8 protein-coding genes are annotated in these 23,090 nt (G+C 66.7%); 6 read left to right on the forward strand and 2 right to left on the reverse strand.

Annotation, left to right across the window (positions count from 1 at the left end; translation table 11 throughout):
- Positions 1-50: 50 nt before the first annotated feature.
- Positions 51-878 carry an META and DUF4377 domain-containing protein gene (locus Q0P60_RS06500; protein ID WP_294989945.1) on the reverse strand — a complete coding sequence of 276 codons (828 nt, stop codon included), beginning with the start codon at positions 876-878 and terminating at the stop codon, positions 51-53.
- Between the two features lie 73 nt (positions 879-951).
- The gene (locus tag Q0P60_RS06505; RefSeq protein WP_294989948.1) at positions 952-1,746 is read right to left on the reverse strand and encodes an undecaprenyl-diphosphate phosphatase; all 795 of its coding nucleotides are present in this window, start codon (positions 1,744-1,746) and stop codon (positions 952-954) included.
- 223 nt (positions 1,747-1,969) lie between these two features.
- Between Q0P60_RS06505 and glnA the strand changes: the two genes are divergently transcribed.
- The 6 genes from glnA (at position 1,970) to Q0P60_RS06535 (ending at position 23,020) form a co-directional block, all read left to right on the forward strand.
- Positions 1,970-3,379, forward strand: a complete 1,410-nt coding sequence (gene glnA / locus Q0P60_RS06510) for a type I glutamate--ammonia ligase (RefSeq protein ID WP_294989951.1) — start codon at positions 1,970-1,972, stop codon at positions 3,377-3,379.
- Between the two features lie 289 nt (positions 3,380-3,668).
- A complete protein-coding gene (locus Q0P60_RS06515) occupies positions 3,669-4,007 on the forward strand; it encodes a P-II family nitrogen regulator (RefSeq protein WP_004134334.1) in 339 nt (112 codons plus the stop codon).
- A 21-nt stretch (positions 4,008-4,028) separates the two neighbouring features.
- Positions 4,029-5,456, forward strand: a complete 1,428-nt coding sequence (amt, locus tag Q0P60_RS06520; RefSeq protein ID WP_294989956.1) for an ammonium transporter — start codon at positions 4,029-4,031, stop codon at positions 5,454-5,456.
- A gap of 308 nt (positions 5,457-5,764) precedes the next feature.
- Complete coding sequence (locus tag Q0P60_RS06525; protein WP_294989959.1) at positions 5,765-7,489, forward strand: ShlB/FhaC/HecB family hemolysin secretion/activation protein; 1,725 nt, start codon at positions 5,765-5,767, stop codon at positions 7,487-7,489.
- Positions 7,490-7,595: 106 nt separating this feature from the next.
- On the forward strand, positions 7,596-22,712 hold the full coding sequence (locus Q0P60_RS06530; protein WP_294989962.1) for a hemagglutinin repeat-containing protein: 15,117 nt from the start codon (positions 7,596-7,598) through the stop codon (positions 22,710-22,712).
- Complete coding sequence (locus Q0P60_RS06535) at positions 22,694-23,020, forward strand: hypothetical protein (RefSeq protein WP_294989965.1); 327 nt, start codon at positions 22,694-22,696, stop codon at positions 23,018-23,020. Before Q0P60_RS06530 ends, Q0P60_RS06535 begins: the two co-directional genes overlap by 19 nt.
- Positions 23,021-23,090 lie beyond the last annotated feature (70 nt).

Here is a 23,090-nt window from a genome sequence, read left to right on the forward strand (position 1 = left end):
GCGCTACCGCTAGCGAAGAAGGGCGGCCTCTCGGCCGCCCTTCTGTCGTTTTACTTCTTCTCGATGGCCGACTCGACCACCATGTCCAGCACGTACGCCTGCGACGGCGCATCGGCCGGCGGGTTCTTCACTTCGTAGCGCTTCACGCGCACCACGTTGCGCACGCCGTCTTCGTGGGTGTAGCCCTCGATGTTGCCGTAGAAGTTCTCGAACTTGCCCGGCTCGCCCTGCTTGAGGCCCTTGTCGTCGAACTTCACCTCACGCACCTGCAGGCACTGGTAGTCCGGGATCAGCGGATGCGAGCACTTTTCGGTCTTGGCGGCCACTTCCAGGAACACGGTTTCGCCGGCGCCGCCGTAGCGGGTTTCAGCGGTCGGTTCCGGGTTGAAGACCAGCACGTCGCCCTTGGCGTTGGTCAGGGTCAGCTTGCCGTCGGCATCCTGCTCGGCCTTCAGCTCGCCCTGCAGGCGGCTCGACACGGCCTCGTCCAGCGCCATCAGCGCCTTGTCGGAGCAGGCCATCATGGTCGAGGCCATCGCGCTCACGCTCAGCTTGCCGTCGGCCAGGGTGTAGCCGCCGCCCATGTGGTTGCAGGTGTTGCTGACCGACAGGCGGCCATCGGCGAAGTCCAGGGTGACCGGCTTGTCTTCACGGGCGAACAGCGCGTCGATGCGCTTGCCGTCGGCGGCGGTGGCCTGCTGCAGCAGCCAGTGCTGGCTCTGCAGGCGCTGCGCATCCAGGTGCGCCAGCGTCTGCTGGTCTGCTGCCTTGGCCGCGGCCGGGGCCACGTCGTCGCCGCCGGTACCGGCCGGGGCCGGGGTCTGGCTGCAGGCGGCCAGCAGGGCCAGCGGGAGGAGCAGGGTGAGCTTGCGGTTCATGGTGATTCTCCTTGGGGAACCGTGGGGGAAACGGGGTGGGGCCGGCAACGGGGTTGCCCGGCCCCGGCGCTGTTCAGCTGCCGGACGGCAACCACAGCAGCAGCGCCGCGCCGAGCGCGATGCGGTAAATGGCGAAGGCGGTGAACCGGTGCGACTTGATGTAGCCCATCAGCCACTTCACTACGACGAAGCCGGTGATGGCCGCGGCAAGGAAGGCCACGCCCACGTCGGTCCAGTTCTCGCTGCCAAGCTGCCCGTCCTTGGCCAGTTCCAGGAACGTGTAGGCGCTGGCGGCGAACATGGTGGGAATGCCGACCAGGAACACGAACTCGGCGGCAGCGGCGCGGCGGCTCAGGCCCAGCAGCATGGCCAGGAAGATCGCCGAGGCCGAACGCGAGGTGCCGGGGAACACGCCGGCCACCACCTGCGCCAGGCCTACGCCGATCGCCACGGTCCAGGTCACCTGGTCACGGTCGGGCAGGCGCGCGGTGAAGGCTTCCACCAGCAGCATCCAGACGCCACCGATGATCAGCGCCCAGGCGACCGGGCTGACCGTCTCCGGCAGCGACCAGCCGGCCTTGCGTACCACCAGGCCGACCACGGCGGTGACCAGGAAGGCGGCGCCCAGCTTGAACACATAGTCGCGGTTCTCGCGCTGGTTGAAGCCGGTGGCCAGCTGCAGCAGCCGCTGGCGGAACACCAGCACCACCGCCACGATTGCGCCGGCCTGGATGATGATGTTGAAGAAGTCCGAGCGGGCTCCCAGCCAATGCTGGGCGATGAGCAGGTGGCCGGTGCTGGAGATCGGCAGGAATTCGGTCAAGCCTTCGAGGATGCCCAGCAGCAGGGCGGAGAGCAGGTCGGACATGGACGGTGCGTGCACGCGCGGCGGAAGGAAGAAGGTCGAGAGGATAGACGATCCCTGCTGCACCAAACGGGTGCGTCTGGTGACGGGTGCACCCGTTTGGTGCGCACCGTTCTGCACCCGTTCGTACCACCCTTTTTAAAATCAATGGCTTGCGCTGCGCGGAAAGTTGGCACGGTCGTTGCTGTACCTCAGCAGGCATTCATCCCCATCCGAGGTCGTACCGATGTCCGTGGAAAACGTTGAGAAGCTGATCAAGGACAACCAGATCGAGTTCGTCGACCTGCGCTTTGTCGACATGCGTGGTGTCGAGCAGCACGTGACCTTCCCGGTCAGCATCGTCGAGCCGTCGCTGTTCGAAGAAGGCAAGATGTTCGATGGCAGCTCGATTGCCGGCTGGAAGGGCATCGCCGAATCGGACATGGTGCTGCTGCCGGATCCGTCCAGCGCCTACGTCGATCCGTTCTACGCCGATCCGACCATCGTGATCAGCTGCGACATCCTCGACCCGGCCACCATGCAGGCCTATGGCCGTTGCCCGCGCGGCATCGCCAAGCGCGCCGAGGCCTACCTGAAGTCGTCCGGCATCGCCGAAACCGCGTTCTTCGGCCCGGAGCCGGAGTTCTTCATCTTCGACTCGGTCCGCTTCGCCAATGAAATGGGCCACACCTTCTTCCAGGTCGATTCGGAAGAAGCTGCCTGGAACAGCGGCGCCAAGTATGACGGCGCCAACAGCGGTTACCGTCCGGGCGTGAAGGGGGGTTACTTCCCGGTGCCGCCGACCGACACCCTGCACGACCTGCGTGCGGAGATGTGCAAGACCCTGGAGCAGGTCGGCATCGAAGTGGAAGTGCAGCACCACGAAGTGGCCACCGCCGGCCAGTGCGAGATCGGCACCAAGTTCAGCACCCTGGTGCAGAAGGCCGACGAACTGCTGCGCATGAAGTACGTGATCAAGAACGTCGCGCACCGCAACGGCAAGACCGTCACCTTCATGCCCAAGCCGATCGTCGGCGACAACGGCAGCGGCATGCACGTGCACCAGTCGCTGTCCAAGGGCGGCGCCAACCTGTTCTCCGGTGACGGCTACGGCGGCCTGAGCCAGCTGGCACTGTGGTACATCGGCGGCATCTTCAAGCACGCCAAGGCCATCAATGCCTTCGCCAACTCCGGCACCAACAGCTACAAGCGCCTGGTGCCGGGCTACGAAGCCCCGGTGATGCTGGCCTACTCGGCGCGCAACCGTTCGGCCTCGTGCCGCATTCCGTGGGTCTCCAACCCGAAGGCACGCCGCATCGAGATGCGTTTCCCGGATCCGATCCAGTCCGGCTACCTGACCTTCACCGCGCTGATGATGGCCGGCCTGGACGGCATCAAGAACCAGATCGACCCGGGTGCACCGAGCGACAAGGACCTGTACGACCTGCCGCCGGAAGAAGAGAAGCTGATTCCGCAGGTCTGCTCCTCGCTGGACCAGGCGCTGGAAGCGCTGGACAAGGACCGTGAGTTCCTGAAGGCCGGCGGCGTGATGAGCGATGACTTCATCGACGGCTACATCGCGCTGAAGATGCAGGAAGTGACCAAGTTCCGCGCGGCCACCCACCCGCTGGAATACCAGCTGTACTACGCCAGCTGATCGGCGGCGATGGCGGCTGGGGAGCCGCTACCGGATCGGGGTCGGATCCCTTTCGTCCACGAAAGGGTTCCGACCCCAGCTCGAACGCCCCCTGATCCAGGGCAGGAAAGACCGGATACGCGCCAGGGCCACCCTCCCTCCCGCGTCGGTCGTGCAAGGAGAGAGGCACGGCCGTCCCGGCCCTGTACGTGTCCGGTGCAACAGCCACGGCCATCACCCTGATGGCCGCTGGTTGCCTGATGCCAACGCGCGCTGGCGCGCTGGCCCCCTCCACCCTCGGGACATGCGCATGAAACTGATCTCCGCCATCATCCGGCCGTTCAAGCTCGACGAGGTCCGCGAGGCCCTTTCCGACGCAGGCGTGTCGGGCATCACCGTGACCGAAGTGAAAGGCTTCGGCCGCCAGAAGGGCCACACCGAGCTGTATCGCGGCGCCGAGTACGTCGTCGACTTCCTGCCCAAGATCAAGATTGAAACCGTGGTCACCGACGAGCGGGCCGACGCGGTGATCGAGGCGATCCAGTCGTCGGCAGGCACCGGCAAGATCGGTGACGGCAAGATCTTCGTTACCGCCGTCGAGCAGGTCATCCGCATCCGCACCGGCGAAATCGGTGCCGACGCGCTGTAACCCCCTTCCGGAGACTCCCCCATGAAGATGCGCCTTCTCACCGGGTGGCAAGCCCGGTTCCATCTGGTGTGCCTGCTGATGCTGCTCAGCGCCCTGGCCGCGGGTGCGTGGCCGGGTAATGCACATGCCCAGGCCCAGGTATCGCCGCTGCCGAGCGAAAGCGTGGCGGTGGAGCCGCTGCAGGATCCGGTCGCCGCTGCGCCGGCCGCCGCCGAGGCCGCTGCGCCAGCCTTCGATCACGGCGACGTGGCCTGGATGCTCACCTCCACCCTGCTGGTGCTGCTGATGGTGGTGCCGGGCCTGGCCTTGTTCTACGGCGGGCTGGTGCGCGCCAAGAACGTGTTGTCGGTGCTCAGCCAGATCCTGGTGGTGTTCTCGCTGGTGCTGCTGCTGTGGGTGGCCTATGGCTACAGCGCAGTGTTCAGCGCCGGCAATCCGTTCTTCGGTTCGTTCACCGAGTTCGCCTTCCTCAAGGGCTTCAGCCCTGACTCGGTCGGCAATACGCCGATCAAGGGCCTGCCGGATTACCTGTTCGTCGCCTTCCAGTCGACCTTCGCCGGGATCACCACTGCGCTGATCGTCGGCGCCTTCGCCGAACGCATCAAGTTCCGTGCGGTGCTGCTGTTCTCGGCGCTGTGGTTCACCCTCAGCTACATCCCGATGGCGCACATCGTCTGGGGCGGCGGCTACCTGGGCGAACTGGGCGCGATCGATTTCGCCGGTGGCACCGTGGTCCACATCAACGCTGGCGTCGCCGGCCTGGTGGCCGCGTGGTTCGTCGGCAAGCGCCTGGGCTATGGCCAGACCGCGCTGAAGCCGCACAACGTGCCGTTTACCTATATCGGCGCCATGCTGCTGTGGGTGGGCTGGTTCGGCTTCAACGCCGGCTCCGCTGCTGCTGCTGATACCGTGGCCTCGCTGGCCTTCCTCAACACCGTGCTGGCCACGGCGGCTGCGGTGCTCGGCTGGACGCTGGTGGAGGCGATCAGCAAGGGCAAGCCGTCGGCACTGGGCGCGGCCTCGGGCGCGGTGGCCGGCCTGGTCGGCATCACCCCGGCCTGCGGCACCGTCGGCCCACTCGGCGCGATCATCATCGGCTTCGTCGCCGGCGTGGTCTGCGTATGGGGCGTGACCGGCCTCAAGCGCCTGCTGAAGGTGGACGACACCGCCGACGTGTTCGGTGTGCATGGGGTCGGCGGCATCGTTGGCGCCATCCTCACCGGTGTGTTCAGTGCGCAGTCGCTGGGCGGCACCAAGGCGGGTCTGGATATCGCCCACCAGGTCTGGGTGCAGGTGGTCAGCGTCGGCCTCACCGTGCTGTGGTCGGCGGTGGTGACCACGCTGATCCTGCTGGTGGTGCGCAGCGTGGTCGGCCTGCGGGTGACCGAGGAAGCCGAGCGCACCGGCCTGGACGTCACCTCGCACGGCGAGTCCGCCTACGAGGCCTGATCGGTTTCACGGTTTGCTGGATGCCCCGCCACGGCTGCACTGCAGCCGATGGCGGGCGTCCGCCAGTGCCGGTGGCAGTGCCGCACCGGGGCCTGGGGGCTCGGTGGCGGATCAGCCAGGGATCCGGAACCGGTTGCGGGCGATGCCGGCCGGCAAAAGCCCCTCCGTTGGACATCACACTTTGCCGGGAAAGCCTCGGCCCACATGACTTGGTGGCCCTGTCGCCGGCCCTGCAATTCCCTTAGAGTGCTGCCTCTTCCAGCCGAAAATTCGTCGGACTGGTCGCCATCTGCAGGGAACAGGACATCGTGGAACAGGGACGTAATGTACGCAGCCGCGCGTTGCAGTGGCGGTTGTCCGTGGGCGTGGCACTGGCCATCGCCGGCTTCCAGGCACCGGCCGGGGCGCAGGTCGTGTCACCGGAGCAGGAGCTGCTCCGGCAGCAGGAGCGCGAACGCGCGCTGCGCGAACAACAGGAAGCCACGCCGGATGTCCGGCTGCAGCCGGCCACCGAAGACCTCGGCCATCTGCCGGTGGACGAATCACCCTGTTTCACCATCAACCGCATCGAGCTGCAGGGTGACCTGGCCGACCGCTTCCGCTGGGCACTGGCGGCCGCCGATCCGCGCAGCGACCCCGCCACCGGGCGCTGCCTGGGTACCGCCGGCGTGGACATCGTGATGAAGCGCGTGCAGAACGCGATCATCGAGCGCGGCTACGTCACCACCCGCATCCTGGCCGCACCGCAGGACCTGAAGACCGGCATCCTGACGCTCACGGTCGTGCCGGGCCGCGTCAATGCCATCCGCTTTGCCGACGGCGCAGGCCGCACCCCCGCCCTCTGGAATGCGGTGCGGGTGGCACGCGGCGAAGTACTGAACCTGCGTGACATCGAACAGGCGCTGGAAAACCTGCAGCGCGTGCCGACCGCGCAGGTGGACATCCAGATCGCGCCCCCGGCCGATGGCGCGGCGGCCAAGCCGGGCGAGAGCGATCTGGTGATCAGCTGGCAGCAGGCGCGCCTGGTACGGGTCAACCTGACCCTGGACGATGCCGGCAGCCAGTCCACCGGCAAGATGCAGGCCGGCACCACGGTGTCGGTGGACAACGCGGCCGGCCTCAGCGATCTGTTCTACATCAACGTGGGCAAATCGGTGTTCAACGGCAGCGAGCGTGGCACCGACAGCTGGGCAGTGCATTACAGCGTGCCGCTGGGCGGATGGCTGCTGGGCGCCAACGCCAGCAACTTCGACTATGAGCAGACCGTTGCCGGCGCGTTCGAGAACTACGTCTACAGCGGCTCCAGCCGCAACGCCGAGCTGCGCCTGACGCGCATGCTGTTCCGCAACGCGCGCGCCAAGACCAGCATGTACGCGCGCGGCTGGTACCGCGAATCGGACAACTTCATCAACGATACCGAGATCGAAGTGCAGCGCCGCCGCATGGCGGGCTGGGAACTGGGCCTGGGCCACCGGCACTTCATCGGCAAGGCGACGCTGGATGTGAACCTGGCGTACCGCAAGGGCACCGGCGCCTTCAACGCGCTGCGCGCACCGGAAGAGGCCTTTGGCGAAGGCACGGCGCATGGCCGCATCTACACCGCCGATGCGCAGCTGGTCGTGCCGATGCAGTGGGGCCGCCAGAGCCTGCGCTACACCGGCAGCTGGCGTGCGCAGTGGAACCGCTCACCGCTGGTACCGCAGGATCGGTTCTCGATCGGTGGCCGCTACACCGTGCGTGGCTTCGATGGCGAAATGTCGCTGACCGGCGAGCGCGGCTGGCTGCTGCGCAATGAAGTGGGCGTACCCCTGGGCAGTGGCGTGGAGGCCTACGTCGCGGTCGATCACGGCCGCGTCGGCGGCCCGTCCACGGCCCGGTTGCTCGGCGACCGGCTCACCGGTACCGCGCTCGGCCTTCGCGGCGGCACCCGCCACATCAACTGGGATGCCTTCGTCGGCAGTCCGTTGTCCAGGCCGCGCGGCTTCCAGACCGCCTACACCACGTTCGGAATGAACATGGGCGTCTCGTTCTGACGCCTGCGCATGGCCGGCCTGCGCTGCCTGCAGCGCGGCCAACACGATGCGGTACCGCGCAGCCCGCTGCGCACACCACCCAACAGCACCGAAAGGAATCAGCGCCGTGAACAAAGTCTACCGTCTGGTCTTCAACCGTACGCTCGGGGTCATGCAGGTTGCATCCGAGCTGGTCAACGCCGCGCACGGCGGTGCCGACAATCGTGAAGGCCGCACGGTCGGCACCCTGCGTCCGATCAGTTTCGCGTTGTGGCTGGTGCTGGGCTGGGTGGGGCTGGTGCAACCGTTGTCCGCGCAGCAGGCGCCGGCAGACCCGGGCCGCATCGCCGCCGACCCCGGCGCGCCGGCAAACCAGCGCCCGACGGTGATCACCTCGGCCAACGGCACGCCACAGGTCAACATCACCACGCCCAGTGCGGGCGGGGTGTCGCGCAATACCTACCAGCAGTTCGACGTCGGCCAGCAGGGCGTGATCCTCAACAACTCGCGCGGCGAGGTGCAGACCCAGCTGGGTGGCTGGGTGCAGGGCAATCCGTGGCTGGCCACGGGCACCGCGCGGGTCATCCTCAACGAGGTCAACAGCAGCAATCCCAGCCACCTCAATGGCTATGTGGAGGTGGCCGGTGCGCGGGCGCAGGTGGTCATCGCCAACCCGGCCGGGATCCAGGTCAATGGCGCGGGCTTCCTCAACGCCAGCCGGGTGACCCTGACCACCGGCACGCCGATCGTCAGCAATGGCGTGCTGGAAGGCTATCGCGTGGAAGGTGGCAGCATCGGTGTCGGGGGCGCGGGCCTGGATACCAGCCGCGCCGACTACACCGACATCATCACCCGTTCGCTGCAGGTCAATGCCGGCATCTGGGCCAACCAGCTGCAGGCGAGCCTGGGCAGCAACGTGGTCAGTGCCGACCACAGCAGCGTGCAGCAGCAGAAGCCCACGTCCGCGGCGCCCACCTTCGCGCTGGATGTGGGCGCGCTGGGCGGCATGTATGCCAACCGCATCTGGCTGGTCGGCAACGAACATGGCGTGGGCGTCAGCAATGCCGGCAAGATTGGTGCCCAGGCCGGCGAGCTGGTGGTCACCGCCGACGGCCGGCTGCAGAACACCGGCGCGATGCATGCGCAGCAGGACCTGCGCATCGACGCCAGCGCGGGCATCGCCAATGCCGGCACGCTCAGTGCCGAGCGCGAGCTGCGCGTGCAGACCCCGGCAGATGTCGACAATAGTGGCGGCACGCTCAATGCGCGACGCATCGAAGTGAATGCCGATGCGCTGCGCAACCGCGGTGGCAGCATCGAACAGCTTGGAACGCAGGCGCTGCAGCTGCAGGCCGCCGACCTCAGCAACCTGCAGGGCCGTATCGGCACCGTGTCCAGCGTTTCGCCAGGCACCGGCACCGGCGGCACCGGCACCCCGCCGGGTACGGGTACGCCAGGCACGGGTACGCCAGGTACCGGCACTCCGGGCACAGGTACTCCGGGCACTGGCACCCCCGGCACCGGCGGCGGCACCCCGCCGGTCACGCCGCTTCCGCCGCTGGCGGCTGGCGTGCTCAACATCGCAGGAACGCTGGGCAACGACGGTGGCCGCATTGAAGCCAGTGGCGACCTGCAGCTCAGCGCCCGCAACAGCCTGGACAACAGCGACGGCACGCTGGGGGTAAGCACCCTGCAGGTGCAGGGACAGGCGCTGCGCAACATGCGCGGCACCCTGCAGGTCCAGGGCGCGGCCAGCGCGCAGGTGCAGCAGCTGGACAACAGTGGCGGCCGCATGACCTTCGCCCGTGGCTTCGAGCTGCAGGCGCAATCGGCCATCAATCGTGGCGGCAGCCTCGCCCACGGTGGCAGTGCCGGCACGATCTGGACGATCGGCCAGCTCGACAACAGCGAGGGCAGCATCTCCAGCAATGCCACTCGGCTCGGCCTCGACATCGGCACCCTGGTCAACACCCGGGGCAGCATCAACCACGCCGGCAGCGAGGGCCTGCTGCTGCGTGCGGAGCTACTGGATGGCGTGCAGGGCAGCATCGCCACCGCCGGCGCGGCAGACCTGCAGCTGGGCCGCGCCGACCACCGTGGTGCGCAGCTGGTCGCGCGCCAGCTCGGCCTGAGCGCACAAGACTTCGACAACCGCGGCGGCCGCGTGCTGTCCACGGGGCTGCAGGCCAGCACGCTCAACGTCCGCAATCACCTGGACAACAGCGACGGTGGCCTGCTGGCCAGCAATGCCGACCTGCAGATCGATGCAGCGTCCTTCGGCAATGCCGGCGGCACCGTGCAGCAGGCGGGCACCGGCAACCTGCGCATCACCACCGCCAACCTGCAGGGCCAGGGCGGCACTGTTCTCAGCAACGGCACCCTGCAGCTGCACGGCGATACCCTGAACCTGCGCAATGGCACCACCGCCGCGCAGCGCATCGATGTGCGCGCCGGCGACCTGACCACTGCCGGCGGCACGCTGACTTCGACCGGCGGCGATGCGCTGCAGCTGCAGGTATCGCGCACCCTGGACAACAGCGGCGGCACCGTGGGCGCCAATGGTGCGCTGGACATCAACAGCGGCATCCTCATCAACGACGGCGGCAAGCTGATCGCCGCAGGCACCGGCACCAGCCGCATCCTCGCCAGCCAGCGGCTGCAGAACCAGCGCGGCGTGCTGTCCGGCAATGGCGATCTGGATATCAAGACCGATGACCTGCTGAACGAGAGCGGCAGCATCGACCATGCCGGCACCGGCACGCTGCAGATCGATGCGACCACCGTGCAGGGAGCTGCTGGCAGCATCGCCAGCAATGGCCTGCTGCAGTTGAGCGGGCAGCAGCTGGACCTGCAGAAGGGCAGCACCCGCGCCCGTGACGTGAAGATCACGGCTACCGGCCTGGACACCAGCGGCGGCAGCCTGTTGTCACTGGGCAACAACGCGATGCAGCTGCAGGTGCAGGGGCTGCTGCGCAACGACGGCGGCAGCATCAGCGCCAATGGCGCGCAGCAGATCCAGGCGGGTGCGCTGTCCAACCGCGGCGGTGCGCTCAATTCGGCGGGAACGGCGGCTTCGCAGATCCGGGTCGACGGCACGCTCGACAACAGTGGCGGCAGCATCGCCAGCAATGCCGCCCACCTGCAGCTGAAGAGCGGCGCGCTGGTCAATGCCGGCGGTACCCTCAGCCATGCGGGCAGCGACGGCCTGGTCATCGACAGCGGGCGCCTGGACGGAGCAAAGGGGCAGATCGCCACTGCCGGCGCCCTGCAGCTCACCGCGGCCGAGGTCGATCACCAGGGCGCGTCGCTGGCTGCCGCGCAGCTGGACATCACGGCGAGCGGGTTCGACAACCGCGGCGGGCGCATCATCGCCACCGGCACCGGCGGCAATACGCTGCGCGTGCAGGGCACGCTGGACAACGGCAATGGCGGCACCCTGGCCAGCAATGGCAACCTGGATATCCACGCGCGTACCTTCGGCAACGCCGGCGGAACCGTGCAGCAGGCCGGGTCCGGCAGCCTGGTCATCACCACGCAGGACCTGACCGGCGCCGGTGGCACCCTGCTCAGCAACGGTTCGCTGGAGCTGCAGGGCGACACCCTCGATCTGCGCAACGGCACCACCACCGCGCAGCGCATCAGCATCGACGGCGACACCGTGATCACCGCCGGCGGCCAGCTGAGTGCGCTGGGCACCCAGGCGCTCCAGCTGCAGGCCCGCAGCCTGCTCGACAATACCGGCGGAACGCTGGGCAGCAATGGTGCGGTCGATGTGCACGCAGGCCGCTTCGTCAACGACCATGGCAAGTTGATTGCCGCCGGTGACGCTGCGTCCGCAATCCGCGCCGCGCAGCTGGAGAACCGCAACGGCTCGATCTCCGCCAACGGCAACCTGCGCATCGAGGCGCAAACGCTGTCGGGCCAGGGCGGCAATATCGGGGCCGCCCACGCGCTGTCACTGCAGGGCGGGTCATTGGATCTGCGCGGCGGCAGCCTGGCGGCCGAGCAGCTCGATATCGTGGCCGACAGCCTGGACAACAGCGCAGGCGCGCTGCGCGCAACCGGCAGCGGGACGCTGGCACTGCAGGTAAGCGGCCGCTTGGCCAACGACGCGGGCACCATCGCCAGCAACGGTGCGCAGCGCATCGAAGCCGGCGAACTCTCCAACCGCGGTGGCACGCTCAGTTCGGCAGGCAGTGCCACCACCGAGCTGCACGTAGCGGGCCTGTTCGACAACAGTAACGGCGTGCTCGCCAGCAACGGCGCCGCGCTGAAGATCGATGCCGGCCACATGGCCAACGTGAAGGGCACGCTCAGCCATGCCGGCACCCAGGGCCTGCTGCTGCGTACCGGGCAACTGGACGGCCAGGGTGGCAGCATCGCCAGCGCAGGCGGCATCACCCTGCAGGCGGGCAGCGTGGACCATCGCGGAGCCACCCTGCAGGCCGAGCGCATCGCACTGGACGCACAGTCCTTCGACAACCGCGCCGGCAAGGTCATCGCGACCGGTGCCGAGGGCAGCACGATCAACGTGGTCGGCACGTTGGACAACGGCGAGGGCGGCCTGCTGGCCAGCAACGGCGACCTCGGCATCCAGGCGGCGGTGTTCGGCAATGCCGGCGGCACCGTGCAGCACGCCGGTGAAGGCGTGCTGTCGATCGACGCCGGCACGCTCAACGGCACCGGCGGCACGCTGGTCAGCAATGGCAGCCTGTTGCTCCAGGGCACCACCACCGACCTGCGGGCGGGTGTCACCTCCGCCAAGCGGATCGAGATCGACACCGGCTCCCTGATCACCGCCGGCGGCACGCTCACCGCCACCGGCAATGACATGCTGCGGCTGAGCGCGCGCGAACGCATCGACAACAGCGGCGGTACCGTGTCCAGCAATGGCGGGCTGGACCTGCGCAGTGCCGCGCTGGTCAACGCGGGCGGCACGCTGCAGTCGGCGGGTACAGCGGCGAGCCAGCTGGTCATCGGCCAGGACATCAACAACCGCGGCGGCCGCATCCTGGCCAACGGTGGGCTTGGCATCAGCGCCGGCAGCATCGACAACCAGGGCGGCACGCTGCACAGCGCCGCACGGCTGGTGGTCAAGGCCGACGGCCTGCTCGACAACAGCAACAAGGGTGTCATCGCCAGCGGCGCGGGCATGCAGGTGGCGGCGGCTTCGCTGGACAACCGCAGCGGCAGCATCGAGCAGGCCGGTGACGGCCTGCTGCAGATCGATGCCACCACGCTGCAGGGCCACGCCGGCCGCATCGTCAGCAACGGCGAGCTGCAGCTGAAGGGCGAGACCCTGGATCTCAGCGCAGGCACCACCGCCGCGCAGCAGGTCAGCATCGAGGCCGGCCAGCTGGACAACACGGCCGGTACGCTGAACGCCACCGGCAGCCAGGCGATGTCGCTGCAGGTGCGCGGTGCGCTCGGCAATGACGGCGGCACCATCGCCGCCAACGGCGCGCAGCAGATCAACGCCGGTTCGCTGTCGAACGCAGGTGGCACCTTGAGTTCGGCAGGAACCTCCGACAGCCGGATCACGGTCACGGGCCGCTTCAACAACGGCGGTGGCACCGTCGCCAGCAATGCTGCCAACCTGCGCCTGGACGCCGGGCAGCTGGTCAATGCCGCAGGCAGCATCGTCCATGCCGGCAAGGGCACGCTGATTGTGAAGGCCACCCAGCTGGACGGGGCCGGCGGCAGCATCGCCACGGCAGGCGCGCTGCAGCTGGATGCGGTGAGCGTGGACCATCGCGGTGCCACGCTCAATGCCGATCACTTCACCGTCAACGCCGACCGCTTCGACAACCAGAACGGCAAGCTGCTGGCGACGGGCACGCAGGCCAGCACCGTGCAGGCCACCACCTCGCTGGACAACGGCGGCAACGGCCTGATCGCCAGCAATGGCGACCTGACCCTGACCAGCGCACTGTTCGGCAATGCCGGCGGTACCGTGCAGCAGGCCGGCACCGGCACGCTGGCGATCAAGGCGCACACCGTGAATGGCCAGGGCGGCAAGCTGCTCAGCAATGGCGCCCTGCAGCTGACCGGCGAAACCACCGACCTGCGCGACGGCACGCTGGCCGCTGCCCGCATCGCCGTGGATACCGGCACGCTGCTCAACGCGGGCGGATCGATCATCGCCTCCGGCACCGATACACTGAAGGTGTCCGCGCGCGACCGGCTGGACAACAGCGGGGGCACGCTGGCCGGCAACGGCTCGCTGGATCTGCGCAGCGCGCAGCTGCTCAACAACCTGGGTACCCTCCAGGCCGCCGGCAGCGGCAGCAGCACCCTGGCGATCACCCATACGCTGGAGAATCGCGGTGGCCGCATCCTGACCACGGGCGATGCAGGCCTCAGCGCGGGCACGCTCGACAATCGCGGCGGCACCGTGCACAGCGATGGCAACAGCGCGCTGACCGTGCGCGTGGACGGCCTGCTCGACAACAGCGACAAGGGCACCCTGTCCGCGGGAGGCGCGCTGCTGGCCGAGGCACAGGCCATCAACAACAGCGGCGGTACCGTGGCTGCGGGGCAGGATCTGCAGCTGACCAGCACCGATCTGCTGCGCAATGGCGGCGGCCTGGTCCAGGCCGGCAAGCACCTGCAGGTCTCGGCCGGCGGCCTGAACAACACCAGTGGCCGGATCATCGCCAACGACCTGCAGCTGGATACCCGCGGCCAGGCGCTGGACAACCGCAGCGGCATCATTGCCAGTCTTTCCGGAAATGCAGCGCTGCGCAGTGGTGCGCTGGACAACACCGGTGGCCTGCTGCAGTCGGCGGCAGCGCTCAGCATCGACACCTCCGGACAGCGGCTGACCAATGCCGCTTCCAATGGCAACGGCATCGTCAGCAGTGGCACGCTGCAGATCCGCAGTGGCGATCTGGACAATCGAGGCGGCTCGGTGTTCGCCAAGGCCGGCGCCGACGTGCAGGCCGTCAACATCGACAACAGTGGCGGCGGCTCGCTGGTGAGTGCAGCCGACCTGCTGCTGCGCGCGCAGCAGCTGGCCAACAGCGGTGGCAGCGTGACCGCCGGTGGCAATGCCGACATCGGTTTGCAGGGCGCCCTGCTCAACAGTGGTGGCCTGGTGGCGGCGACCGGCCGCCTCGACCTGCAGGCCGGTTACATCGACAACCGCAATACGCTCAGCCAGGCCAATGGCCCTGCGCTGGGCTTGCAGGGCAAGAACCTGCAGGTGACCACCGGCAACCTGGACAACCAGAACGGCCAGGTGATTGCCGACAACCTGCTGCTGCAGGTGAACCAGCGCCTGGACAACAGCGGTGGCCAGGTATCGGCGGCGCTGACCTCCGATGTCCGCGCCGATACCCTGGTCAACAGCGGTGGCACCCTGGTGGCCGGCAGGCAGCAGACGCTCCGCACCCGCGAGATCATCGGTGATGGCCGGCTGATGTCGCAGGGTGACATGACCCTGGAGCTGGGCCAGAGCCACACCAACCGTGGCGAAATGGTGGCCAACGGCACGCTGAGCCTGTCCATCCAGGGCAACCTGGACAACAGCGGCAAGCTGGCGGGTGCCAACGTCAACATCAATGCCGGCAACATCACCAACGCCTCCACCGGCGAGATCAGCAGCATCGGCCTGACCCGCCTGGCAGCGGGGGGCGCACTGGTCAACTACGGCCTGCTGGACGGCAACGTCACCCACATCACCGCCGCGAGCGTCGACAACATCGGCAGCGGCCGCATCTACGGTGACCGTGTCGCCATCCAGGCGGGCTCGCTCAACAACCTCGCCGCCAACATCGGCGGCGTGGACCGTGCAGGCACCATCGCCGCGCGCCAGCGTCTGGACCTGGGTGTCGGCACACTGACCAACAGCGGCAAGAGCCTGATCTTCAGTGATGGCGACGCCGCCATCGGCGGGGCGCTGAACGGGCTGGGCGCGGTAGGCAGCGCGCAGCGGGTGGACAACATCGGCTCCACCATCGAGGTCAGCGGCAACCTGGACCTGTCCGCGCTGGCGGTGAACAACATCCGCGAGAACGTGGTCGTGGAGAAGGTCACCACCGTGCATGCGCCGGTCCGGCTGGAGCAGCCCGGCTGGTTCAAGAACGCCACCAACAACAACCGTGATTTCCGCGCGACGTCGAACTACCAGCCGTACGAGATCTACTACCTCGATCCGTCCGACATCCTCGAAGACACCCCCTATGTCACCCCGGATGGCCAGCAGATCCGCAAGGCGGTCATCCGGCTGACCAGCAACACCAGTGCCTACGCCTTCGCCCGCGGTGGCGCGTACGGCGCGCGCGCGTCGCGCGAACGCCTGAACGTGCAGGACGGCACGGTCACGGTCTACTACGTTGGCCGTGCCGACAACCGCAACAATCCCGATCAGCTCGGTGCGGGGGCGGAAGATCCCTTCCGCGACCTGTCCGTCCGCGGGGCCGGTTCGCCGCCGATCGAGTACGTGACCGACACCCTCAGGTACAACAACGCCTACGGCACCTGCACCACCACCTGCGTGCAGATCATCACCTATCCGGACTACGACAACCCGGAATCGACGCTGATCAACATGCAGCGCCACCCGCAGGACACCAGCGGCAACGAGAAGACCCGCATCGCTACCCGTACCACCGTGGAAGACGTGGTGGTATCGGCAGGCAACAATGCGGTGATCAATGCGGGCGGCAACATGCGGATCAGCACCGATCGGCTGGAGAACCGCTTCGCCAACATCGCCGCGGGCCGCGACCTGGCCATTGTCGGCCTGAACCGTGACCGCTCCGAGGTGATCAATGCAGCCGAGCAGCTGACTCGCACCAGCACGTTCGACAACGTGTCCATCACCTACGGAGGCTCCTCCAGCCGCTGGAAGGCGGCCCCCATCACCGAGAAGACCGGTGCGCTGGGTTCGTCGATAACGGCCGGCGGCAAGCTCACCATCGATGTCGGCAACCTGCGCAACGACAACACCGGTGGCAGCAATCCCAACGCCGGTGGCGGCAAGGGCACGGCACAGCTGGATACCGCTGGCCACGGCACAGGCGCGGTCGGTCCGGGGGCCGGCAACGTGCAGGGGCCTGGCCAGAGCAGCGGCCAGGGTGCGGACAGCGTGGATGCGCGGGGACCGGGCACGGCCGGTGCGGCACAGGGGGCCAGTGGCGGCCATCAGCAGGCGGTCGCCCAGGCCGATGGCGTGCGCGCAGATGCGGCAGGCGCACAGGGGCCCGGTCAGGCCGGCAACGCCGGCACCGGTGCCGGCACCGCGCAGGACATCACGGCGGCGCAGGCCGGGCAGGCCAACGCCAATGGCCCGGCCACGGTCCGTGCCGGTGAGCACGCCGGCAGTGGTGGCAACACCGCGGTGGCGGGCAAGCAGGCCACGACGACCACCGGTACCGACCCGCGCGTGGTGGTCACCACCAGCCCGAATGCCAGTGCACCCACGGCCAGCCTGTTCAACGTGGACGCCAACCGTGGCAATCACATCGTGGAAACCGATCCGCGCTTTGCCAGCTACCGTGATTGGCTCAGCTCGGACTACCTGCTGCAGCGCGCAGGCTTTGAGCCCTCGCAGACGCAGAAGCGCCTGGGTGACGGCTTCTACGAGCAGAAGCTGGTACGCGAGCAGATCGGCGAGCTCACCGGCCGCCGCTTCCTCACTGGCCATGCCAGCGACGAGGAGCAGTACCGCGCGCTGCTGGAGGCCGGTGCCACGGTCGCAAGCGAGTGGGGCCTGCGACCGGGCGTGGCGCTCACCGCCGAGCAGATGGCACGGCTGACCAGCGACATCGTCTGGCTGGTGGAAAAGGACGTCACCCTCGCCGACGGCTCGGTGGTCCGTGCACTGGTCCCGCAGGTCTACCTGCGGGTGATGCCGGGCGACCTCGGCAACGATGGCGCGTTGCTGGCCGGCGCGGAGGTGGACGTCAAGCTGCGCGGTGACCTGGTCAACAGCGGCACGATTGCCGGCCGCCAGCTGGTCAGCATCGATGCCGGCAACATCCGCAACCTGGCCGGCGGCCAGATCAGCGGTGCCCAGGTGGGCCTGTCGGCGCGGCAGGACATCGACATCATCGGCAGTACCGTCAAGGCCACCGATGCTCTGGCGTTGAAGGCCGGCGGCAACATCACCGTGGCCTCGACCACCACCGAATGGAAGGACCAGGGCGATCGCCTGTCGCAGCAGAAGACCACGCTGGATCGCGTGGCGGGCCTGTATGTCACCCATCCCGGTGGCGAAGGCGTGTTGTCGGTGGTGGCCGGCGGTGACATCGGCCTGAAGGCGGCGGAGATCCGCAATGCCGGCAGGAATGGCATCACCCAGCTGGCTGCCGGTGGCAACCTCGACCTCGGCGCGCAGACGCTGGGCCAGAGCAGCGCGCTGAACCACGACAGCCGCAACCACACAAGCAACAGCCAGACCACGCATGCGGTGTCTTCGATTGAAGGCGCTGGCGATGTGCTGTTGGCCGCGGGCAAGGACATCACCCTGGCTGCGACCCGCATCAACGCGGGTGGTGGCATGGCCCTGCAGGCGGGCGGCGACATCAACAGCCAGGTGCTGATGGACAGCAGCAGCAGCGACTTCAACGCCGGCGGCAAGCGCAGTTCGCTGCAGATCAGCCAGAGCGATGAGACCGTGCGTGGCAGCCAGCTGAAGGCTGGCGACAGCGTATTGTTGAAGGCTGGTCGCGATGTCAACCTGACCGCGACCCAGGTTGCCAGTTCGGACGGCACGCTGAGCGTGGTGGCCGGTCGCGACGTCAACCTGCTTTCGGCCAGCGAGACGCATGATTTCAGCCTGGACAGCTACGACAAGAAAAAGAAGACACTGTCGAGCACCACCACTACCCGCCACGCCGAGAGCAGCGACAGCTACGCCATTGGCACCGCATTGCAGGGCAAGGCGATCAATGTCAACGCGGGCCACGACCTGACCGCGGTTGGCGCGGTGATCGATGCCACCGGCAACGTCACCCTGGGGGCTGGCAACAACGTGCTGATCGCCTCCGCGGAAGACCATCACAGCAGCGAGTCCAGCCAGAGCAAGAAGAAGTCCGGTTTCACCGGTGGCTTCTCCAATGGCACTGCATCGATCGGCTATGGCAGCTCGAAGAACAGCAGCAGTACCGCCGAACAGTCGACCACCCAGGTCGGTTCGGCCATCGCCTCGCGCGAAGGCAACGTGCTGATCAATGCGGGCAACCAGCTGACCATCGCAGCGTCCGACGTGGCCGCTGGCAAGGACCTGACCCTGGTCGGCAAGGACATCAACCTGATTGCGCGCCAGGACACGGTGGATACCCAGTCCAGCCAGTCGAGCAAGTCCAGCGGCTTCTCGCTGGGTGTCACCTACGACCCGGCCAAGGCCTACCGCACCGCCCGCGACAAGGCCACCGAAGGCATGGCCGACAGCGGCACGATGATGGGCCGGATCACGCGTACCGCCGAAGGCGTGGCGGCCGGCGTGGCGGCCGTGCTGCCGGGGATCAACGCCGGCAGCCAGCGCTCGAACAGCAACCAGAGCCACTCCAGCAGTGATGCCCGGGTTACCAACCTCAATGCGGGAAGCAATCTCACGTTGATCGCCAATGGCGGCTCGATCACCAGCCAGGGCGCGCAGATGTCGGCCGAGGGTGATGCCGCGCTGCTGGCCACCAAGGACATCGTGTTCGACGTGGCGCACAACACGGAGCGCAGCAGCAGTGACAGCCGTGGCAAGGGCTGGGGCATTTCCACCAACTCGGCCGGCCTGCCGTTTGGCACCAACAACTCGCGCAGCGACGGCAATGGCCAGAGCGATACCATCACCGGTACCCAGCTGTCGGTGGGCGGTGGCGTGCGCATGGCCACCACCGAGGGCGACATCCGCCTGACCGCAGCCAACATCGCGGCGGAAAAGGACGTCACCCTCCGTGCGGCAGGCGACCTGACGATCCGCAGTGGCCAGGATACGGTCAGCAATGCCAACCGCTCGGACAGCAAGGCGATCGGCACTGTCCAGATTTCCGACACCGAGAAGTTCTCCGGTTGGCATCGCGAGCAGCACCGTGACGACAGCGCGCAGGTCTCGCAGGTGGCCAGCACCGTCGGCAGTCTCGGCGGCAGCGTCAACCTCACCGCGGGCGGAAAGTACACGCAGACCGCCAGCAACGTGCTCGCGGCCAAGGATGTGAACATCACCGCCGCCGAGATCGAGCTGCTGACCGCCGACGAGAGTGGGCACTACTCGCAGAGCGACAAGGACCTGAAGATCGGTGCCTTCGCGCGGGTGAAGTCGCCGCTGATCGACCTGCTCAACAACGTCGATGCCGCGCGCAAGTCCGATGGTCGCCTGCAGCAGATGCAGGGCCTGGCGGCCGGCGCGAACGCCTACCAGTCCGCCAGCGCGATCGCAGGCATGGCCAAGGGCGCTGGTGGCGGCACACTGCTCAGTGCGGAAGCGGGAGTGGGCTTCAAGACCTCCAGCAGCAGTGCCGACGGCAGCAGCCAGGTCTCGCGCGGCTCCACCATCCAGGGCGGCGGCAATGTCAACCTGACCAGCACCGCGGGCGACATCCACGTAGTGCAGGGCAAGTTGAGCGCGGGCAATACGCTGAGCCTGGATTCGGCCGCTGACATCCTGCTGGAAGCGGGCAAGGCGCATGTGGCTGACCGCAGCAAGAGCAGCAATGCCGGTGCTGAAGTGGGCGTGGGTGTGGCGGTCGGCGCGCAGACCGGTGTGTATGTCTATGCAGAAGCGAGTGTTGGCAGCAGCAAATCCAACGCCGAGAGCAGCACCTGGCAGAACACCACGCTCACCGGCAAGAACATCTCGATGAAGGCCGAAGGCGATACCACCCTGCGTGGCGCCACGGCGACCGCCGACCGCATTGACGTCAAGACTGGCGGCACGCTGAGCATCGAGTCGCTGCAGGACGTCGCCGAGAGCATGTCGAAGAACAGCCAGGTGGGCGGCCGCGTGCAGGTGTCGTTCGGTACCGCGTGGAATGCCGACGGTTTCGCCAGCGCAGGCAAGGCCGACGGCAGCTACCAGGGCGTGGGCCAGCAGAGCGGCCTGTTTGCCGGCAATGGCGGTTACCACGTCGATGCCGGCCACGTGAACCTGGTGGGCGGCGCGATCGCCAGTACCAATGCGGGCAACAGTGAACTGACTGCGGATTCACTGACGTTCACTGACCTTCAGAACCACATGGACTACAAGGCGACGTCCGGCAGCATCAGTGGTGGTTTCGGTAACGCTGGCAAGGGCTCGGCCGGCAAGGGCGTGGGAGCGGGTGAGCAGCTGAAGGACATCGGCGACAGCATCGCGTACAGCAAGCTGGAAGGGCCGACTGGCGTTTCATTGGGCGGTGGGCTGCCCATGCATGAAAGCGGCAGCGACAGCTCCAGCACGCGAGCGACATTGACGGAGGGCAATATCACCATCGGCGGCAGGAAGACCACGGCCGCCGAGCTGGGCGTCAACACTGATGTTGCTGCGGCTCACCGTGCGCTGGAGGCAATGCCTGATGCCAACAAGTTGCTGGCCGAACAGCAGGCGATGGCGAGTGCGGCAAGCACGGTACTGACGACCAGCAAGCAGGTCGCATCGGACATTGGCAGTTACGGGGTCAACAAGATCACCGATGCCTATCTGGAGGGGAAGAGCGACGCTGAGAAGGCCGCGTTCTGGAAGATGGAAGATGCCAAGCGTGACGCTGTACTGACGGACTTCGATGCTGGTTTTGTGCAGGCCAGGAAAACCCAGGGCGATTGGGGCGTTGGTGGCAAGTACTCCCGCGCGTTGGATGCTGTTACAACGGTGCTGGTGGGAAGCGTAGCTGGGCAAGCTGGTGGCCAGGTCGGAGCAAATGCACTTGCTCCCTATGCTGCCGAGCTCATTGGCAGCAGATTTGATCCGAACCATGGCGACGCCCCCAATGCAACGATGCAGCTGCTTTCACATGCATTGCTGGGCGCACTGCTTGCGCAGGCCAATGGTGGTAGTGCGAGTTCAGGAGCCGCGTCTGCGGTCGGCGGGGAGCTTGCGGCCGAGTTTCTGATCAACAAGCTGTATGGCGGTGATCCGTCGCAGCTTAGTCCAAAGCAGAGAGAGACGGTTCTCGCGTTGTCTCAAGCAGTGGGGGCAATGGCTGGAGGATTGTCAGGCAACGATCTGGCCAAGGTTGCGTTGAATGCGGGGATTGCCAAGAACGCCGCTGAGAACAATCGATTGCTCAATGATCCAGAAAAAGCAGCCCTGCGTAAGTTGGCTGCCGAGGGTCACGACAGCCAGAAGTTGAATGCGGTGGCATGCGCGGTCGCCAGATGCTGGGAAGGTGCCGAACTCGGAGTCATGTCAGAGGCGGTCAAGGAGCAGGTTGCGGTAGTGATGGCAACACTAACCGACCAGCAGAAGAACGAAATGCTTGCAACGCTTCGTAAAGAAGCACCGGGATACTTCAAGTATTCGGTCGGCGAGAGGATTTCTGATTGGTGGAAGGAGAGTCCTGGACTACAGGATGCTGCGGTGCGAACGGGCGGTGCATTGCAGGCGACGGGCGGATATGTAACTGCAGTGGCAGGTGCGGGAACGACTGCAGTTGGTGGTGCTACTTGCTTTGAGACCGGAGTGGGCTGCTTTGCTCTCGTCGGGGGAACGGCGATGTTGGCTTGGGGTGCCGACAACATGGCTGCGGGAGGCAAAACATGGGCTTACGGGAAGAGCCAACCCACCGCGGGCGGATTGGGAATTTCTGCCCTCACCGGCATGTCGCCGCAGGATGCAGAATTCACCTACTCCCTGTTTGGAATGGCTCCGGCCGGAGCTCAGGCCTATGCACTGAATCGTGCTGTCAATCTCGAAATCGCGGAGAACGCCTACGCCAGGGCGACGTATGTAAACCCACTCCTTACGCGGAGAAGTGAAGCCTACTTCTGGTCCGGGTTGGGTCCGGGCGGCTACAACGTTGCCGCCGGAGTCGCCGCTGGCAAGGGAGGAACTACATTGGAAATGTTGATTGATTCGAGAAACATCTCGCTGCCGGTATGGGATTCCGCAAATCCCGCTTCAATCAAGGCCTGGCAGGACGTGTCTGCCGCGTACGCACAAAATGCCTCTGGTACAGTACGCGCGGTGGTCGGGCCAAATCTCCGTCCAGGAAACATCTGGGAGAACTTCGAGCTTCCGGCACTCAAGCAGAACATGAAGGTTGACAAGATCATGACGGTCGATCCTGCGACTGGTAAGGAAACGTTGATATGGTCGAGAAAGAAGTAATGGGCAGTTCGGCAGCGATTGCTCAGGGTTCAATTTTTGCCGCTTATTACGGGTACGGCGTTACGCTGTATCCGAAGCCCAGTCTGGATAGATTGAAGGCGTTGGTGGGACCTGAAAATCTCCATGCGTCGGAGGAGGTGATCAAGGCAGTGGTTGTTGAGTTGCAGGAGCTTCGACCTGACTGGTCGGTCGAGTCGCTTGCATCTGCTGGTGAGTGGGTCAAGAAGCAAATGGGCGCTCGTCATCCAGCCTTGGACCAGCTTTCGCTGGAGACACTGGCTTGGCTGTTCACCTGGAGCAATCGATAGGCGACAGGCCATGGCGGGGAACAGCCCGGCGCGCGGGTGCGTGCAGGTGTCGTTCGGCACCGTGTGGAAT

The sequence above is a fragment of the uncultured Stenotrophomonas sp. genome (assembly GCF_945952405.1).
Taxonomy (GTDB): Bacteria; Pseudomonadota; Gammaproteobacteria; order Xanthomonadales; family Xanthomonadaceae; genus Stenotrophomonas.

What these genes read in the sequence shown, in the direction of transcription:
- Q0P60_RS06500 (WP_294989945.1), bottom strand. Translation starts at nt 878, where the DNA reads ATGAACCGCAAGCTCACCCTGCTCCTCCCGCTGGCCCTGCTGGCCGCC.
- Q0P60_RS06505 (WP_294989948.1), bottom strand. Translation starts at nt 1,746, where the DNA reads ATGTCCGACCTGCTCTCCGCCCTGCTGCTGGGCATCCTCGAAGGCTTG.
- glnA (WP_294989951.1), top strand. Translation starts at nt 1,970, where the DNA reads ATGTCCGTGGAAAACGTTGAGAAGCTGATCAAGGACAACCAGATCGAG.
- Q0P60_RS06515 (WP_004134334.1), top strand. Translation starts at nt 3,669, where the DNA reads ATGAAACTGATCTCCGCCATCATCCGGCCGTTCAAGCTCGACGAGGTC.
- amt (WP_294989956.1), top strand. Translation starts at nt 4,029, where the DNA reads ATGAAGATGCGCCTTCTCACCGGGTGGCAAGCCCGGTTCCATCTGGTG.
- Q0P60_RS06535 (WP_294989965.1), top strand. Translation starts at nt 22,694, where the DNA reads ATGGTCGAGAAAGAAGTAATGGGCAGTTCGGCAGCGATTGCTCAGGGT.